Origin of the sequence: Aeromonas sp., from assembly GCF_051657805.1 — a bacterium.
Classification (GTDB): Bacteria; Pseudomonadota; Gammaproteobacteria; order Enterobacterales; family Aeromonadaceae; genus Aeromonas.
In genome coordinates this window covers 93583-110210 of the sequence record NZ_JBOFLJ010000010.1, presented here as the reverse complement: position 1 = coordinate 110210, position 16628 = coordinate 93583, and the positions used below count along the sequence as shown (strand labels likewise).

Sequence of the window (16628 nt, the reverse complement as noted above, 5' to 3'; positions counted from 1 at the left end):
GCTTACTTCTCCTGCTCGGCAATCTCTTTGACCCAGGGGCGATGCCACTCCCGCATCAAGAGTTCATTGCGAAAACGCATCAGGGTCAGGGCGCCGAGGAAGGCCGAAAACGCCAGTATCATGATGAGCAGCGGCCACAGCATCTCGGGGGAGATGGAGGGTTTGTCGAACTTGGTGATGGTGGCCCCTTGGTGCAGGGTGTTCCACCACTCCACCGAGTAGTGGATGATGGGCAGGTTGATCACCCCCACCAGCGCCAGTATGCCGGCGGCACGACCCGCCACCACCTTGTCGCTGAAGGCGTTGTAGAGCGCGATGACGCCCAGATAGAGGAACAGCAGGATGAGCTCGGAGGTGAGACGGGCATCCCAGACCCACCAGGTGCCCCACATGGGTTTGCCCCAGGCGGCGCCGGTAAAGAGCGCGATGAAGGTGAACACAGCGCCGACCGGGGCGATGGCTGCCACCGTCATGTCGGCCATGCGCAGCTGCCACACCAGGCCGATGAAGGCGGCCACCGCCATGGTGGAATAAGCCCCCATGGAGAGGATGGCGGAGGGCACGTGGATATAGATGATCCGGAAGGAGTCACCCTGCTGGTAATCCGAGGGGGCAAACGCCAGCCCCCAGACGGTGCCTATGATGAAGGCGAGCAGACTCGTCACCGCAAACCAGGGCAGCAGTGTCCCCGCCAGCCGATAGGCTCGCTCGGGTTTTGCATAAGGATGCAACCATTTCCACATAGCTCACAAAACCTTTCAGTTATTAATTTTTTAGTGGCGAGGCCTACCATACCCACTGCCGGGAAACATCATATCCCCCGAAAGCGATAAGCAGCCATCCCCTTGATCTATCTCAACTATAGGTTCTCAAAACAGGCCTCAAAGAAGCCTTTTTCAGTAATTAATCAGTTGACGCTGACCCGCAGTGCCGCCGAGATCGCCAGGGGCGTCAGGGTCAGGGCCCCCACCAGCATGGCCCCCAGGATCGCGAGTTGTCCGGCATAGGGCATGCCCATGCTGGCCGCGTCGATGGCGGAGGTGGCGAAGATCAGCACAGGGATATAGAGCGGCAGCAGCAGCAGGCTGAGCAATACCCCGCCCTTGCGCAGTCCCGCCGTCAGCGCCACCCCGACCGCCCCGAGCAGACTCAGCACCGGGGTGCCCAGGGCCAGGGTCGCCACCACGGACAGATAGGTCTTCATGTCCAGGGAGAGCAGGATGGCGAGCAGCGGGGAGACCAGCAGCAGGGGCAGACCGGTCAGCAACCAGTGAGCGATCACTTTCGCCAGCGCCAGCAACCCGAGCGGATGGGGCATCAGCATCATCTGTTCGAGGGCGCCGTCGCTGAAGTCGTCCCGAAACAGTCGCTCCAGGGAGAGCATGGCGGCCAGCAAGGCCGCCACCCAGATGATGCCGGGGGCGATGCGGGCCAGCAACTGGGGCTCGGGCCCTATGCCGAGGGGAAACAGTGTGATGACGATGAGGAAGAACCAGAGCGGGTTGAAGATGTCGGCGCGCTGGCGCAGGGCCATCAGCAGCTCCCGCTGGATCAGGGTGAATACGGCGCTGAGCATCCTTCAGTCCTGCAGCAAGGGGGTAAGGGAGAGGGTCTTCAGGCGCCCCTGCATCAGGGTCAGATCCTGATGGGTGGTGAGCACCACTATGCCACCCCGATCCGCGTGGGCCAGGAACAGGCGTTCGAGCACCTTGACCCCCTGCTTGTCGATGGCGGTGAAGGGTTCATCCAGGATCCAGAGCGCCGGTTTGTCCGACAGCCAGAGCCGGGCCAGGGCCACGCGCCGCTGCTGACCGGCTGAGAGCTGACCGGCGGGATAATCCTCGAAACCGGCGAGACCGACCTGGGCCAGCACCTGCCACAAGTCCACGGAGGTGGCCTCTGTGCTGTGCAGCTTCTGGTAGAAGGCGAGGTTTTCGAGGGGGGTCAGGGTTGCCTTGACGCCGGGTTGATGACCCAGATAGAGCAGATTGGCATGGTATTCGTCGCGGCAGCGGCGGATATCCTCCCCGTTCCAGCACACCTCCCCCGCGAAAGGTTGGGAGAGTCCGGTCAGGAGCCGCAGCAGGCTGGTCTTGCCGACCCCGTTGGGGCCCTCGATCTGCACCAGATCGCCAGCCGTCACCCTGAAGGTGAGGTGTTCAAACAGGGTGCGATCTTCACGCACGCAGCTCAGATTGTTGGCTTGAAGCAGCATGAGGAGTCAATCATCGAGAATGAGGCGGCCTGCATATTAACACAGGATTGCTGAGCGTCTTTTCAAAGATGCCGATTATCAACAGGATTTGTGGGGAAGATCGCGCCATGGCGCGGGATTTTATGGCAGGGATAAAGGGGAAGCGGGCGCCTCCCCCTCTGGATTCAGGAGCGGCCCTTACGCAGGGAGATCAGCAGCTCGGCCTCTGCCTGCGGCAACTCGCATTCGCTCATCACCTCGTCGAGATCGGCGCCGAGCTCCACCATCTTGGCGGCGCGGCTGTAGAGGCGGCGTTCCGGATCCTGCAGGGTCAGTTCCTGCTGGCTGTCCTGGATCTTCTGCATGGCCCCTTCCGCCGACTGCAGGCGCTGACCCATGCCGATGGCGCCGGTGTGCAGCTCCATCATCTGCTTGCGCAGACTCTCGAGCTGCCCCTGCAGCGTCTCGACCCTGGCCTCGGACTCTTGCCGGGCTCGGCGCAGACCCAATACCCCGTAAAGGGCCAGCACCAGCGCCAGCAAAGACAACCCCAAGGCGGCAAATTCAATCATCAAACCATCACCTCTGTGTTAGAGGGAGCCAAAGTGGCTCACTCTCCTGCCCTCAGCCCCGATCAGAGGGAGCCGATGTCTTCCCACTCTTCGTCGGAGAGCAGCTTGTTGAGATCCACCAGGATCAGCAACTGGCCGTCGCGGTTGCTCACCCCCTGGATGAACTTGGCGCTCTCCTCGGTGCCCACCGCCGGGGCGGCATCGATCTCGGAGGAGCGCAGATAGACCACCTCGGCCACGCTGTCAACCATGATGCCGATCACCTGCTTCTCCGCCTCTATGATGACGATGCGGGAGTTCTCGCTCACGTCCCCGGCCGGCAGGCCGAAGCGGGAGCGGGTATCGATGACGGTCACCACGTTGCCGCGCAGGTTGATGATGCCGAGCACATAGTCGGGGGCACCGGGCACGGGGGCGATCTCGGTGTAGCGCAACACTTCCTGCACCTGCATCACGTTGATGCCATAGGTCTCGTTTTCCAACTGGAAGGTCACCCACTGCAGCACTTCGTCTTCCGCCAGATTCTGGGCGATATTGCGCTTGTCTGTCATGTTCCTGATCCTTTTATGAACCCGTCAACGGGTAAAATTAGCAATAAAATCACGCAAGTGCCGATGTTATCAGCGACCTTCAATGTTCACACCACGGCCGAGCAGCACCAGCAGCTCCCTGACGTGGAGCAAGGCACACATCTTCTCCTTGACCATGCCCGCCAGCCAGGGGCGCTTGCCCTCCTGATGGCGCCATTTTACCTGATCCCGGCGCAGCAACTCAGTGCCCTTGAGCTGATGGCAGGCCAGGCCCCAGGGGGATTCTCCCAGCATGATCAGATACTTGTATTCGGGGACCTCCAGCGTCTGCTCCGGCATCACCCAGAGCGCCGTGTCCACCACGTTCATCTTCTGCTCCCGGGACGCCATGATGCCGCGATACCAGGCCGGTTGGCCGAACAGGGAGGTCACCTCCCCCAGCTGATGGATGCCGCCGAGCTCGGTCAGAGGCACAGCGAAGGTCACCCCTGCCACATCGAAGAAGAGGGCCTGAAACTCGTTGCCTGTGTCCAGATTCTCCCATTGGGAGGGGGCCGGCGCCACCTCGGCCGCCAAAGCCACCTCGGGCTCGGTCACCAGCGCGGTGACGGGCTCTACTATGGCCGGAGTAATGGCGGGGATGAACTCGGGCTGGACCTCCTCCACCAGGGCCTGCTCGCTGGCCTCCAGCTGGAATGCCTCGACATGAGTCTCCTCATGGCTCAGCACCTCCATCTCGTCCTGCACCTGACCCACCTGGGCCAGCAACTCGCTCAACTGCTCCAGCCTGGCATCGGCCTCCCGATAGGGGGCCACCACCTCGCTGTGCACGACCGGCTGCCGCTGCAAGACCGGCGCGGCCGGCGCCTCATCCTCCAGGCTCTCCCGCAGCAGGGCATCGTCCAGCAGCAAGGAGTGGAAGTAATCATCCATGGCCCGAACCTGGGTGGTCTCTCTCATGCTGTCACCTCATGGGTCCGTTGACGCTCCAGCGCGTCGAGATAGTTGAGCAGGGTCTCATAGGCATAGGTGCCACGACTGCCCGGCGCATAGATGGAAGGGGGGATGTGCAGCAGGCTGGCATCCCGGAACTTGGTGTCGATGGGGATGACGGCATTCCACACCGCCTCGCCATACTGCTCCTTGATGGACTGCAGCGTCATCAGGGAGGCGCGAGTACGCTTGTCGAACATGGTCGGGATCACGGTGTAGCGGAACTTGTCCCGCTTGGAGCGCTGCATGATCTCGAAGGTCTTCATCATCCGCTCCAGTCCCTTCAGGGCCAGGAACTCGGTCTGCACCGGCACCAGGATGCGATCGCAGGCGGCCAGGGCGTTGACCATCATCACCCCCAGCACGGGCGGACAGTCGATGAGCACATAGTCATATTGATCCTGCACCCGCAGCAGCGCCCGCTTGAGCACCAGCCCCATGCCCTCCCGGTTGCCCATGACCCTGTCCAGGGTCGCCAGGGTGATGGAGGCCGGCAGCAGGCTGATGTTCTCGAACTTGGTCTTGAGGGTCATGCGATTGACCAGCTCGGCGCTCGGCTTGGCCGCCTGGAACAGCTCGTACAGGGTCCCCTCCAGCCTGTCCGAGTCAAAATCGAGATAGGAGGTCAGGGAGGCGTGAGGGTCGGTGTCGATCAGCAGCACGCGCTGGCCCTTCTGAGCCAGAATGCCCGCGAGGGAAACCACTGTGGTGGTTTTACCGACTCCACCTTTCTGATTGGCTACCGTCCAAACGATCAATGTATCAATCCTGTCTTGTTGTTATGCGTATGCCGCCACCAGGCAGCGTCACCACCCTGACATCTTCACTGTCCACCACAGCTGGTGTCGTCGTTGCCGGGGCCTGCGCCTGGGGAGCAACGGGGGCGGATGGTACCCAGGCGAACCTGGATATGGCGACCACCACCTTGCGATTCTGAAGTCGCCCCTGCTCGGTACTGTTATCGGCAAAGGGGGAGAATTCCCCATAGGCTTCGTAGGCGAGGCGCTGGGGCACTATCCCTTTTGTGATCAGGGCCCCGAGCACGGCCTCGGCTCGCGCCGCCGAGAGCGCCCAGTTGGAGCTGAACATCTCGTTGTGGATCGGCTCGTTGTCCGTATAGCCCCGCACCCTGACATAGTTATCGACCGGCTTCAAAATACCTGAAAGTGTATCGAGCACGGGGGCAGCGTTGGGGCCGAGGAAGGCGCTGCCACTGTTGAACAGCAGGCCGGCGCTGAGCTCCACCGTCAGCCAGTTGTCATCCTGGGTGATCTTGACGACCCCCGCCTCCACCAGAGAGCCCATGGTCTGCTGCAACTGTACGTCTATGGTGGCGAGGGAGGCCCCATCCTGCTGGATCGGGGTCCCGGTGATGGGGGCAAGGGACGGGGCGGGAGACGCCTGGCTCTCCAGCAGGCTGGGGGCCGCCGACACCGGCTGATCCAGCAAAGACTTGCCCTGCCCCTCCAGCAGGCCGTCGCTGCGCGGAACCTGGTTGAAGGCCTGGGTCATCCCCTCGATGACGGCGCGATACTGCTCCTTGTTGACGATGGCGACGGAGTAGAGCACCACGAAGAGGGCGAAGATGAGTGTCATGTAGTCGGCGTAGGAGACCAGCCAGCGGTCGAGATGCTCTCGTCCCTGCAGGTGCAAACGATAGCGCTTGCGCATGGCTACTCTCCCTTCAGGTAAGCCCGTAACCGCCGTTCAACCTGCAGGCCGTTCTCCCCGTGGGCGATGGCCAGCAGCCCCTCCAGCGTCATCTCCTGATAGAGACCGTAATGGTAGTGGAATGCCCGCAGACGATTGGCGATGGGCAGATAGATGAGGTTCGCAAACCCCACCCCGTAGATGGTCGCGACGAAGGCGATGGCGATGCCGGCGCCTAGGGTACCCGGCTCCTCCAGGTGGAACATGGCCTGGATGAGGCCGATCACCGCCCCTATGATGCCGATGGTGGGGCTGTAGCCCCCCATGGCCTCGAACACCCGGGCCGCATGCTCGTTGCGCTCCTGTTCGATGTCGATGTCCGCCTCCAGCAGGCGGCGCAGATCCTCGATGGCAACCCCGTCCACTATCATGGTGAGCCCCTGGCGGGTGAAGGGCTCCAGCTCCTCCTCCGCCTGGTTCTCCAGCGCCAGCAGGCCTTGCTGGCGGGCGAACTGTGCCCAGGTCTGCAGCCGCTCGGCCTGCTGTGCCAGATCCCACTGGGGCGGGAACAGCATCCAGCGGGCCTGCTTGAGGGCCGCCAGCATGTACTTGCGGGGGGTCTGCAGGATCACCGCCCCCCAGGTACCGCCGACCACGATGACGAAGGCCGGGCCATCCAGCAGGGTCAGCAGGCTGCCCCCGTGCCACCACTGGGCGATCGCCAGGGCAGCCAATGCCAGCACCAGGCCGAGCATGCCCATGCTCAGCGGCCCAACTCGACCAGGATACGCTGGGCGACCCTGTCCAGTGGCAGGGATTCACTCGCTATGCCCGCCTTGGCGACCGCCTGGGGCATGCCGTAGACGACGCAGGAGGCTTCATCCTGCGCCCAGATGGTGGCCCCCTGTTCCTTGAGCAGGCGGGCCCCATCCCGACCATCGGCACCCATGCCGGTCAGCACTATGGCCAGCACCTTGTCCCCGTAGATCTTGGCGGCGGAGGCGAAGGTGATGTCGACGCAGGGTTTGTAGTTGACCTTGTCATTGCCCTCCAGGATGCGGATCCGCGAGCCGGGACCGCGCCCCTCCAGCAGCATCTGCTTGCCGCCGGGAGCCAGGTAGGCGTGACCGGGTTTGAGCACGTCACCGTCTTCGGCCTCCTTGACGCCTATCTGGCACAGGCCGTTGAGGCGAGCGGCGAAGGCGGCGGTGAAGGTCGCCGGCATATGCTGGATGAGCAGGATCGGGTGCGGGAAATCCCCCGGCAACTTGGTCAGCACGTTTTGCAGGGCCACGGGCCCGCCGGTGGAGGTGCCAATAGCCACCAGCTGATAACTCTTGCCGCTGCGCTTGAAGCTGGCGGGCACACCCGGCGCCCGCGGCTCAGCCATCCGCTCGGCGGGACGCCCGGCAGCAGTAGCGGCGCTAGAACTGACGGTACCACCAACCAGGGGGCGCGCCACGGGCTCGGGGGCCCTGGGTTTGGCCGCCATCAGAAAGCGCTTGCGGGATATCTCCCTGACCCGCTGCTGCAGCAGGCTGACCGCCTCGTCCTTGTCACGGGCGATGTCTTCAAATTTCTTGGGCAGAAAATCGAGGGCACCGGCATCCAGGGCATCCAGGGTCGCCTTGGCGCCGTCGTGGGTCAGGGAGGAGAACATCAGTATGGGGGTCGGGCACTTGGCCATGATCTCGCGCACGGCGCTGATGCCATCGAGCACCGGCATCTCTATGTCCATGGTGATGACATCGGGCCGCAGCTGCTGCGCCTTGTCTACCGCCTCCCGCCCGTTCTGGGCCGTGTCGATCACCGTCATCAGGGGATCCTGATTGATGATCTCGCTCACCCTGCGGCGGAAGAAACTCGAATCGTCGACCACTAATACCTTGACTGCCATCGTGCTTTTTCTAACTCCTTGGGCCAAACCGATCAGTGACGACGTGCATAGGCCTTGAGCAGGCTGGGCACATCCAGAATGAGGGCGATACCACCATCGCTGGTGATGGTGGCACCCGCCATGCCTGGGGTCCCCTGCAGCAGGTTGTCCAGGGGCTTGATCACCACCTCTTCCTGGCCGATGAGGTTATCCACCACGAAGCCCACCTGCTGGGTGCCAATCTGGACGATGACCACGTGGCCTGTGTCCTGGCGTGCAGACTTGGCGCCACGCACCAGCCACTTGTGCAGATAGAACAGCGGGATGGCCTTGTCGCGCACTATGATGGTGAGCTGGCCGTCCACCATGTTGGCCTTCTTCAGATCCAGGTGGAAAATTTCGTTCACGCAACCGAGCGGCAGGGCGAAGGTCTGCTGACCCACCTCCACCATCAGGGTCGGCAAGATGGCCAGGGTGAGCGGCACCTTGATCTCCAGCCGGGTACCCTTGCCCCAGGTGGAATCGATGTGTACGGAACCGTTCAGGCTGACGATGCTGGTTTTCACCACATCCATGCCGACGCCACGGCCGGAAATATCGGAAATCTCCGATTTGGTAGAGAAACCGGGGGCAAAGATCAGGTTGTAGGCGTCGTTATCGCTCATGCGCGCCGCGCTGTCGGCATCCAGCACGCCCCGGCTGATGGCGATGGACTTCAGCTTCTCCGGATCCATGCCGGCGCCGTCGTCCTCGATGCAGAGCAGGATGTGATCCCCCTGCTGAGAGGCGCTCAGGGTGATGGTGCCCTGACGGGGCTTGCCCGCCTTCTCCCGTACATCCGGCATCTCGACGCCGTGATCGCAGGAGTTGCGCACCAGGTGAACCAGGGGATCGGCCAGGGCCTCCACCAGGTTCTTGTCGAGATCCGTGTCCTCACCCACCATGATGAGTTCGATATCTTTCTTGAGGGTACGGGCTAGATCGCGCACCACCCGGGGGAAGCGGCCGAACACCTTCTTGATAGGCTGCATGCGGGTCTTCATCACCGCCCCTTGCAGGTCGGCAGTCACCACATCCAGGTTCGCCACCGCCTTGGACATCTCTTCGTCGTTGCTGGCGATGCCGAGGCTCACCAGACGGTTACGCACCAGCACCAGCTCACCCACCATGTTCATGATGACGTCCAGTGTCTTGGTATCCACCCGCACCGTGGTGTCGCTCTGCACCGCGTTACTCTCGGCGGGAGCGGCGGGCTTGGCCGCCCCGGGGGCGGCAGCTGGCTTGGCAACGGGGGCCGATTTGGCCGCCTGGACCGGGGCCGCAGCCGGTTGCGAGGTGGTCGCGACCGGGGCTGCCGGGGCTGCCGGGGCTGCCGGGGCTGCCGGGGCTGCCGGGGCTGCCGGGGCTGCCATGCTATGTTGCGGGCTCTGACCGCGGCCGTGCAACTCGTCCAGCAGGCGTTCGAACTCGTCGTCACCGATGAGATCGTCCACTTCCTGCTGAACCGATTGCAGCGGGGCGAGATCCGGCTTGCCGCCGTGCTGACCCTGACCGTGCAGTTGGTCGAGCAGGGCCTCGAATTCGTCGTCCGTGATATCGCCGGAGTCGCTCAGCACGGGTGAGGCCGAGATGGTCGGCGCCTTGCCCACACCGTGCAGCTCATCGAGCAGCCGCTCGAACTCATCGGCGGAGATCTCGTCGATTGAGCCGCCACCGTTGACCGCGGCAGGCGTGACCGGCGCAGCCACGACGGGCTCGGGTATGGGTTCTGGTTCAGGCTGCTGCACGGCGGCGGCGCGGGCAGTCAGCAACTGCTCCTGGCCCTCGGGTTTGCACAGCTCGTGCAAGTCGTGCAGCAGATCGGCGGAGGCCGGGCTGGTCGGCTCCCGGTTCTGTACCTGGGCGAACATGACGTTGATGGCATCCAGCGCCTGCAGGATCACATCCATCAGCTCGGCGGTGACGCTTCGCTTGCCATTGCGCAGGATATCGAAGATGTTCTCGGCGCCGTGGCAGACGTCCACCAGCTCGGTCAGGGAGAGGAAACCGGCCCCCCCCTTGACGGTATGGAAGCCGCGGAAGATGGCATTCAACAGATTCTTGTCATCGGGTCGCTTTTCCAAGTCGACCAGTTGTTCAGACAACTGTTCCAATATTTCTGATGCTTCGACCAAAAAGTCTTGCAGTATGTCTTCATCAACTTCGAAGGCCATGCGTCACTCCATTAAAATCCCAGGCTAGACAGCAGATCGTCCACATCATCTTGACCATTGACCACATCGGACCGCGTCTCTGGGTTCATGATGGGGCCTTCTGCCTCGATGCCACTCATGGGCTGGCTGCGGGCGACATGTTCGCCGGCGGCCTCACCAAACATGGTCAGCATCTCTATCAATTTCGTTTCCACTTCCTGCACCAGCTTGATCACCTTGCGGATCATCTGACCGGTCAGATCCTGGAAATCCTGTGCCATCAGAATTTCCGTCAGCAGTTGCCGTAACTTATCGGCATCTGACTCCGAAGCCTTAATGAAATCATTCAGTTGATGGCAGAGCGCCTTGAATTGGCCCACTTCCAATTCCCGGCTCATCAAGGCATTCCAATTGGGCATCACCAGCTGGATGTTGTCATTGAGGCGATCGGCGATGGGCAGGCTGGCCTCCACCGCGTCCATGGTGCGGTTGGCCGCCTTGTCCGTCATGTCGATGACGTAGCTCAGGCGCTCCCGGGCATCGGGGATCTCGTGGGTGGCGAGATCCGGGATCCGGGGATCCAGACGAAAGTCCTGCAAAGAGTTGTGCAACTGGCGAGTCAGCTGCCCCACCTTGTCGAACAGGGCCGCCGCATTGGGGGCACACACATCGGCGAGAATGGTATCGGCCTGTTCAAACTCCTCGCGCTCCAGATGGGCAACCAGCATCCTTGCCTGCTCGAGGGAGATCATGGCACTCGTTTTGGCCTTCATCCCTGCCACTCCTTAGCCGATTCGTTCGAAGATTTTATCGAGCTTCTCTTTGAGGGTGGCGGCGGTGAACGGCTTGACGATGTAGCCATTGACCCCTGCCTGAGCGGCTTCGATGATCTGCTCGCGCTTGGCTTCGGCAGTGACCATCAGGACCGGCAGGTGCTTGAGTTTGTCATCCAGGCGAATAGCCTTGAGCAGGTCGATGCCCTGCATGCCCGGCATGTTCCAGTCGGTGACCACGAACTGGTAATCGCCGTTCTTGAGCATCGGCAGCGCCGTGTTGCCGTCGTCTGCCTCGTGGGTGTTGTTGTACCCAAGATCACGCAGCAAGTTCTTGATAATCCGGCGCATCGTTGAAAAATCATCGACGATGAGGATTTTCATGTTCTTGTCCAAAATTCCCTCCTAAAGAGCCGTCAAGACGGCTCACTTACATGATGCTGAACGTAGCTTTAATGGTGCGGATTATGCCTTAGAGTTGGGTTTCAGTGTAGCCAGTACAACCACTTATAAGTTCCAATCTCTCAGGCGGGCCCGCAATCTGTGCATGGCCTGACTGTGGATCTGGCTCACGCGAGACTCGCTCACGCTCAATACCTCACCGATCTCACGCAAGTTCAATTCTTCGTCGTAATACAGGGAGAGCACCAGGGCCTCCCGCTCGGGCAGGCGGGCGATGTGCTCCGCCAGCGCCCCCTGGAAGCGCTCGGCCGCCAGATCGTCGTAGCCGCCGTGGCTGACGTCGTCGGGGTGACCGATCACATCCTCGCTGACCCCCAGATCCTCGATGCCGATGATCTTGCCGCAGGAGACGTCCTGCAGCATGGCGTGGTAGTCACCGAGGGAGACCCCCATCTGGGACGCCACTTCCGTGTCTCTGGCATCGCGACCGTGGGCCTGCTCCACGTTCTCGATGGCCTCGGCGATGGCACGGCTGTTGCGGTGCACCGAGCGCGGCACCCAGTCGCCGCGGCGAATTTCGTCCAGCATGGCACCACGGATGCGGATGCCCGCATAGGTCTCAAAGCTGGCGCCCTTGCTGCCGTCAAAGTTGCGGGAGGCTTCGAGCAGCCCAATCATACCTGCCTGGATCAGGTCATCCAGCAAGACACTGCTTGGCAGGCGAGCCAATAGATGCTGGGCGATCCGCTTCACCAGCGGAGCATGGCGCTCCACCAGCACGTAGGAATCCTGATGACGCAAGTATGCTTGGGCTTTATTCACGGGAGTCTTCCTGTGCTATGACCGGCTTTTGCAATAAGTTCTCGAGGAAAAACTCGAGGTGACCACCCGGCTGGTTCGGGATGGGCCAGCTCGCCGCCTTATTCGCCAGGGCGCGGAACGCCAGGGCCGCCGGAGACTTGGGGAAGGCCTCGACGATCAGCTTCTGCTTGCGCACGGCGGCGCGCAGGTTGGTGTCATAGGGCACGCAGGCCACCAGCTCCAGAGAGGTGTCGAGGAAGCGATCGGTCACCCGGGTCAGCTTGGCGTAGAGCTCCTGCCCTTCGCGCAGGGAGCGCACCATGTTCGCCACCACCTTGAAGCGGAACACCCCGTGATCCTTGGAGAGGATCTTGATGAGGGCGTAGGCATCCGTGATGGAGGTGGGTTCGTCGCAAACCACTACCATGATGTCCTGGGCGGCGCGGGTGAAGCTCAGCACCATGTCGGAGATCCCCGCCGCGGTGTCCACCAGCAGCACGTCCACCTGGGTTTTCATCTCCCCGAAGGCGCGGATGAGCTCGGCGTGCTGCACCGGCGATAGCTCCACCATGGACTGGGTACCCGAGGTGGCCGGCACTATCATCATGCCGTAGGGTCCCTCGACGATGATGTCGTCTATGGTGCACTCCCCGGCCAGCACGTGGGAGAGGTTACGGTGTACCCGCAGCCCCAGCATGACGTCGACGTTGGCCAGACCCAGGTCGGCATCCAGTACCATCACCCGCTTGCCCTGGGCGGCCATGGCGCCTGCCACGTTCAGGGTGACGTTGGTCTTGCCCACGCCCCCCTTGCCTCCGGACACGGCGATCACTTTCACTCTATTGTTTTGACGCATTTTGCGCAGACCACTCGCCTGATCCATATACATGTTACTCATAAAACTCCGAATCCTCGGTCTCGCCAAAGCCCGCCCCCCAGAAATAGGGGTCTTCCGCTTCCCGCTCCAGCGAACCCATGGCGGCGCCGACCAGCAGCGCCGCATTGGCAACTTGAATATCTTCCGGCACCCGCTGCCCGTCGGTGATGTAGCTGATGGGCAGCGCATTTTGAATGCATACGTTGATCACCTCCCCCAGATTCAGGCTCTCGTCGAGCTTGGTCAGGATGCAACCGGAGAGCGGAATGCGCCGGAAGTGATCCACCGCCTCCTGCATCACCCGGCGCTGGGAGGTGGCGGACATCACCAGATAGCTGCGAATGCGTACCTTGGCATTCTTGACCAGGGTATCGAGCTGCTCGGTCAGGCGAATATCCCGCTGCCCCACACCGGCGGTGTCGATGAGCACCAGCCGGCGATGGCGGAACTGGTAGAGCGCACTGGCCAGCTCCTCGGCATCCCGCACCTGGCGCACCGGGCAGCCCATGATGCGACCATAGGTCTGCAGCTGCTCGTGAGCCCCTATCCGGTAGTTGTCCGTAGTGATGAGGGCCACCTGCTCGGCGCCGTACTTCATGGCGAAGCGGGCGGCCAGCTTGGCGATGGTGGTGGTCTTGCCGACCCCGGTCGGGCCGAGCAGCGCCACGGCACCACCCTGACGCAGGATGTCATCTTCGCTGATCTTGAGCTGGGCCGTCAGCACCTCGGCCAGCTGGGCCATGGCCTGATGGATGGGCATGTCTTCCGGGATGAGGCCCGCCAGCTGATCGGCGAAGGCATCGTCGAAGCCCATCTTCTTGAGCTCCTTGATGAGCAGGGCCCGCATCGGCTCGCGGCGCTCCACCTCCTGCCACATCAGGCCTGAGATCTGGTGCTCCAGCAGCTTGCGGATACTGGCCATCTCCTTGCGCATCCCTTCCATCTCCTGATCCCGCTGGGGGGCCTGAGCCGGACGTGACGGGGAGGCGGGACGGGGCCTCGGCTTGGCGGGCTCGGGGGCGGTCCCCCACTGGCCCTGTTCCGCCAGGGTTTTGGGGGCGGCGCTCGCCGACACCAGACCGGCAGACTGATTGCTGCCCCTCTCCCCTGCCGGATTGGCGGGGTTGAGCTTCTGCTGGCGCGCCAACAGGGCGGCCAGGGTGTCGGCGTAATATTCGTTCTGCTCCTTGGGAGCCTGGCGCGTCATCTGCTTGCCCGCAGACGAGATATTGACGCTCTCATCGTTCAACTGACGGCGAACCGGCGCATCTTTAGGCCCGGGTACCTGGGACTGATAATCGACAGCGGCGACTATCTCCACCCCACCGGTGACCTTCTTGTTGGACATGATGACAGCATCCGGCCCGAGAGTCTCCTTGACCTCGGCCAGCGCAGTACGCATGTCTTTGGCAAAAAACCGCTTAATCTTCACCCGTCATCTCCGCTAACTAGCCCTGTCCTACCGCACTGACGATGCGGATTTGCTTGTCATCAGGGACTTCCTGATAGGACAGGACGCGCAATCCAGGAATGGCATTCTTGACAAATTTCGCCAGGGTATTGCGCAGTATCCCCGATGTCAGAAGCACGGCCGGTTGGCCTTCCAGTTCTTGTCGTTGAGTGGCTTCCACCAGGGAGCGCTGCATCCGCTCCGCCAGTCCCGGCTCTATGCCGGCGCCATCTCCCCCACCTGCTTGCAGGGATTGATGCAATATACGTTCCAATTCTGGTGATAGTGTGATCACCGGCAACTCGGGTTCGGGGCCGGCGATCTCCTGCACGATGAGCCGGCGCAGGGCGATACGGCAGGCGGCCGTCAGCACTTCCGGATCCGGGCTGCGGGGCGCATATTCCACGAGGGTCTGCAGGATAGTGCGCATATCGCGAATTGGCACGCCTTCATTGAGGAGATTTTGCAATACCTTGACCAGGTTGCCCATGCTGATCACCTCAGGAACCAGGCCTTCCACCAGCTTGCTCTGGTGCTTCCCTATCATGTCCAGCAGCTGTTGCACCTCGTCGTGGCCCAGCAGCAAGGCCGCGTGGTTGGAGAGGATCTGACTCATGTGGGTGGCGACCACAGTCGCGGCGTCCACCACCGTGTAGCCCAGGGTCTGGGCCTGGGAGACCTGCTCCTTGGCGACCCAGACCGCCTCCAGCCCGAAGGCGGGATCCTGGGTGGCGATGCCCTGGATCTGGCCAAACACCTGACCCGGGTTGATGGCCATCTCCTTGTCGTGATAGACGGTGGCCTCGCCCGTGCTCACCCCCATCAGGGTGATGCGGTACTGGTTCGGGGCGAGATCCAGGTTGTCCCGGATGTGCACGGCGGGCACCAGGAAGCCGAACTCCTGGGAGAGCTTCTTGCGCACCCCCTTGATCCGGTTGAGCAGCTCGCCCCCCTGGCTCTTGTCCACCAGCGGGATGAGCTGATAACCCACCTCGAGGCCGATCACATCCACCGGCATGACGTCATCCCAGCTCAGATCCTTCTGCTCATGGGGCTGATCCGCCGCCTGTGGCAACAACTCGCCACTGGCTACCTTGGCGGCACGCAGCTTATCACGGCGCAGCAGCCACCAGGCACCGACCGCGGCGATGCCGCCGAGGCTCAGGAAGGCCAGATGGGGCATGCCGGGCACTATCCCCATCAGCAGCAGGATGCCGGCGGAGATCACCAGGGCCTTGGGATTCTCGAACAGCTGGCCGAGTACCGCCGTGCCCATGTCCTGATCCGTGTTCTGGCGGGTCACTATGATGGCGGCGGCGATGGAGAGCAGCAGGGAGGGGATCTGGGCCACCAGGCCGTCACCGATGGCGAGCAGGGTGTAGACCTGAGCCGCCTCGCCGAAGGTGAGCTGGTGCTGCACCATGCCGATGATGAAGCCGCCGATAATGTTGATGAAGAGGATCATGATGCCGGCGATGGCATCCCCCTTCACGAATTTGGAGGCACCATCCATGGAGCCGTAGAAGTCCGCTTCCTGGGTCACATCCTGACGGCGCTTCTTGGCCTCTTCCTGATTGATGAGGCCGGCGTTCAAGTCCGCATCGATGGCCATCTGCTTGCCGGGCATGGCATCCAGGGTGAAGCGGGCGCTCACCTCGGAGATCCGGCCCGCACCCTTGGTGACCACCACGAAGTTGATGATCACCAGGATCATGAAGACGATGATGCCGACCGCATAGTTGCCACCGATCACCACGTTGCCGAAGGCCTCGATCACGTGACCGGCGGCCGCGGTGCCGTTGTGGCCTTCCAGCAGCACCACCCGGGTGGAGGCGACGTTGAGGGCGAGACGTAGCAGGGTCGCTATCAGCAAGACGGTGGGGAAGGCGGCGAACTCCAGAGGGCGTCGGGTATAGACGGCCACCAGCAGCACCACGATGGAGAGGGCGATGTTGAAGGAAAACAGGATATCCAGCATCAGGGGCGGGATGGGCAGCACCACCATGCCGAGGGAGGCGAGCACCAGCAACGGGGTCCCCACCCCCTTGCCAAGCAACCACCTGTACTCTTTTAAACGGCCCAATCCTGCCTTGAATCCCATCGTTGTTCTCAACTATCGACTGCCAGTTGGCGGATTAAAGCAAACATCAAGCCAAAAGTTCAATCAATTGATATATAAGGATTTTATTTTAAAGCTGTCAGAAGTTCGACGTTGGTGAAATATGCAGCACGGGAAGGGCCGAGACGGGCAGGTGCAGATATTGGCAATCCGAAAGACAGGCCGGCAGCCCCATGGTGGCTCATCTGCGGCGCCACAA

The 16628-nt window shown here is 62.2% G+C and carries 17 protein-coding genes; all 17 read right to left on the bottom strand.

Annotated elements, in window-relative coordinates; genetic code table 11:
* Positions 1-2: 2 nt before the first annotated feature.
* Complete coding sequence (locus ACRCYW_RS03215; protein WP_438548737.1) at positions 3-743, bottom strand: heme ABC transporter permease; 741 nt, start codon at positions 741-743, stop codon at positions 3-5.
* A gap of 164 nt (positions 744-907) precedes the next feature.
* Positions 908-1576 carry a heme exporter protein CcmB gene (gene ccmB / locus ACRCYW_RS03210; RefSeq protein WP_438548736.1) on the bottom strand — a complete coding sequence of 223 codons (669 nt, stop codon included), beginning with the start codon at positions 1574-1576 and terminating at the stop codon, positions 908-910.
* Between the two features lie 3 nt (positions 1577-1579).
* The gene (gene ccmA / locus ACRCYW_RS03205) at positions 1580-2215 is read right to left on the bottom strand and encodes a cytochrome c biogenesis heme-transporting ATPase CcmA (RefSeq protein ID WP_438548735.1); all 636 of its coding nucleotides are present in this window, start codon (positions 2213-2215) and stop codon (positions 1580-1582) included.
* 164 nt (positions 2216-2379) lie between these two features.
* On the bottom strand, positions 2380-2766 hold the full coding sequence (locus ACRCYW_RS03200) for a DUF2802 domain-containing protein (RefSeq protein ID WP_438548734.1): 387 nt from the start codon (positions 2764-2766) through the stop codon (positions 2380-2382).
* A 62-nt stretch (positions 2767-2828) separates the two neighbouring features.
* Positions 2829-3317 (bottom strand): chemotaxis protein CheW, encoded by a 489-nt coding sequence (locus tag ACRCYW_RS03195; protein ID WP_349918831.1) that lies wholly within the window; start codon positions 3315-3317, stop codon positions 2829-2831.
* A gap of 69 nt (positions 3318-3386) precedes the next feature.
* Positions 3387-4256: a chemotaxis protein CheW gene (locus ACRCYW_RS03190; RefSeq protein WP_438548733.1), complete on the bottom strand. Its 870-nt coding sequence runs from the start codon at positions 4254-4256 to the stop codon at positions 3387-3389.
* Positions 4253-5047, bottom strand: coding sequence for a ParA family protein (locus ACRCYW_RS03185; RefSeq protein WP_438548732.1), 795 nt, complete (start codon positions 5045-5047; stop codon positions 4253-4255). The genes ACRCYW_RS03190 and ACRCYW_RS03185 overlap by 4 nt, the downstream gene beginning before the upstream one ends.
* Positions 5048-5051: 4 nt before the next feature.
* A complete protein-coding gene (locus ACRCYW_RS03180; RefSeq protein ID WP_438548731.1) occupies positions 5052-5960 on the bottom strand; it encodes a flagellar motor protein MotB in 909 nt (302 codons plus the stop codon).
* Between the two features lie 2 nt (positions 5961-5962).
* Entirely contained in the window at positions 5963-6700 is a 738-nt protein-coding gene (locus ACRCYW_RS03175; RefSeq protein ID WP_438548730.1) for a flagellar motor protein, read from the bottom strand.
* Between the two features lie 2 nt (positions 6701-6702).
* Positions 6703-7836 (bottom strand): protein-glutamate methylesterase/protein-glutamine glutaminase, encoded by a 1134-nt coding sequence (locus ACRCYW_RS03170; protein WP_438548729.1) that lies wholly within the window; start codon positions 7834-7836, stop codon positions 6703-6705.
* A 32-nt stretch (positions 7837-7868) separates the two neighbouring features.
* On the bottom strand, positions 7869-10028 hold the full coding sequence (locus tag ACRCYW_RS03165; protein ID WP_438548728.1) for a chemotaxis protein CheA: 2160 nt from the start codon (positions 10026-10028) through the stop codon (positions 7869-7871).
* 11 nt (positions 10029-10039) lie between these two features.
* Entirely contained in the window at positions 10040-10780 is a 741-nt protein-coding gene (locus tag ACRCYW_RS03160; protein ID WP_438548727.1) for a protein phosphatase CheZ, read from the bottom strand.
* A gap of 12 nt (positions 10781-10792) precedes the next feature.
* Entirely contained in the window at positions 10793-11164 is a 372-nt protein-coding gene (cheY, locus tag ACRCYW_RS03155; protein ID WP_425266319.1) for a chemotaxis response regulator CheY, read from the bottom strand.
* 123 nt (positions 11165-11287) lie between these two features.
* Positions 11288-12004 (bottom strand): RNA polymerase sigma factor FliA, encoded by a 717-nt coding sequence (locus tag ACRCYW_RS03150; RefSeq protein WP_438548726.1) that lies wholly within the window; start codon positions 12002-12004, stop codon positions 11288-11290.
* Entirely contained in the window at positions 11997-12872 is an 876-nt protein-coding gene (locus tag ACRCYW_RS03145; RefSeq protein WP_438549020.1) for a MinD/ParA family protein, read from the bottom strand. The genes ACRCYW_RS03150 and ACRCYW_RS03145 overlap by 8 nt, the downstream gene beginning before the upstream one ends.
* A gap of 1 nt (position 12873) precedes the next feature.
* Entirely contained in the window at positions 12874-14292 is a 1419-nt protein-coding gene (gene flhF / locus ACRCYW_RS03140; protein WP_438548725.1) for a flagellar biosynthesis protein FlhF, read from the bottom strand.
* Between the two features lie 16 nt (positions 14293-14308).
* Positions 14309-16411, bottom strand: a complete 2103-nt coding sequence (gene flhA, locus ACRCYW_RS03135; RefSeq protein ID WP_438548724.1) for a flagellar biosynthesis protein FlhA — start codon at positions 16409-16411, stop codon at positions 14309-14311.
* Between the last annotated feature and the right edge of the window lie 217 nt (positions 16412-16628).

What these genes read in the sequence shown, in the direction of transcription:
- ACRCYW_RS03165 (WP_438548728.1), bottom strand. Translation starts at nt 10,028, where the DNA reads ATGGCCTTCGAAGTTGATGAAGACATACTGCAAGACTTTTTGGTCGAA.
- cheY (WP_425266319.1), bottom strand. Translation starts at nt 11,164, where the DNA reads ATGAAAATCCTCATCGTCGATGATTTTTCAACGATGCGCCGGATTATC.
- flhA (WP_438548724.1), bottom strand. Translation starts at nt 16,411, where the DNA reads ATGGGATTCAAGGCAGGATTGGGCCGTTTAAAAGAGTACAGGTGGTTG.
- ACRCYW_RS03180 (WP_438548731.1), bottom strand. Translation starts at nt 5,960, where the DNA reads ATGCGCAAGCGCTATCGTTTGCACCTGCAGGGACGAGAGCATCTCGAC.
- ACRCYW_RS03200 (WP_438548734.1), bottom strand. Translation starts at nt 2,766, where the DNA reads ATGATTGAATTTGCCGCCTTGGGGTTGTCTTTGCTGGCGCTGGTGCTG.
- ACRCYW_RS03160 (WP_438548727.1), bottom strand. Translation starts at nt 10,780, where the DNA reads ATGAAGGCCAAAACGAGTGCCATGATCTCCCTCGAGCAGGCAAGGATG.
- ACRCYW_RS03195 (WP_349918831.1), bottom strand. Translation starts at nt 3,317, where the DNA reads ATGACAGACAAGCGCAATATCGCCCAGAATCTGGCGGAAGACGAAGTG.
- ACRCYW_RS03190 (WP_438548733.1), bottom strand. Translation starts at nt 4,256, where the DNA reads ATGAGAGAGACCACCCAGGTTCGGGCCATGGATGATTACTTCCACTCC.
- ccmB (WP_438548736.1), bottom strand. Translation starts at nt 1,576, where the DNA reads ATGCTCAGCGCCGTATTCACCCTGATCCAGCGGGAGCTGCTGATGGCC.
- ACRCYW_RS03215 (WP_438548737.1), bottom strand. Translation starts at nt 743, where the DNA reads ATGTGGAAATGGTTGCATCCTTATGCAAAACCCGAGCGAGCCTATCGG.
- ccmA (WP_438548735.1), bottom strand. Translation starts at nt 2,215, where the DNA reads ATGCTGCTTCAAGCCAACAATCTGAGCTGCGTGCGTGAAGATCGCACC.
- ACRCYW_RS03175 (WP_438548730.1), bottom strand. Translation starts at nt 6,700, where the DNA reads ATGGGCATGCTCGGCCTGGTGCTGGCATTGGCTGCCCTGGCGATCGCC.
- ACRCYW_RS03145 (WP_438549020.1), bottom strand. Translation starts at nt 12,872, where the DNA reads ATGTATATGGATCAGGCGAGTGGTCTGCGCAAAATGCGTCAAAACAAT.
- ACRCYW_RS03170 (WP_438548729.1), bottom strand. Translation starts at nt 7,836, where the DNA reads ATGGCAGTCAAGGTATTAGTGGTCGACGATTCGAGTTTCTTCCGCCGC.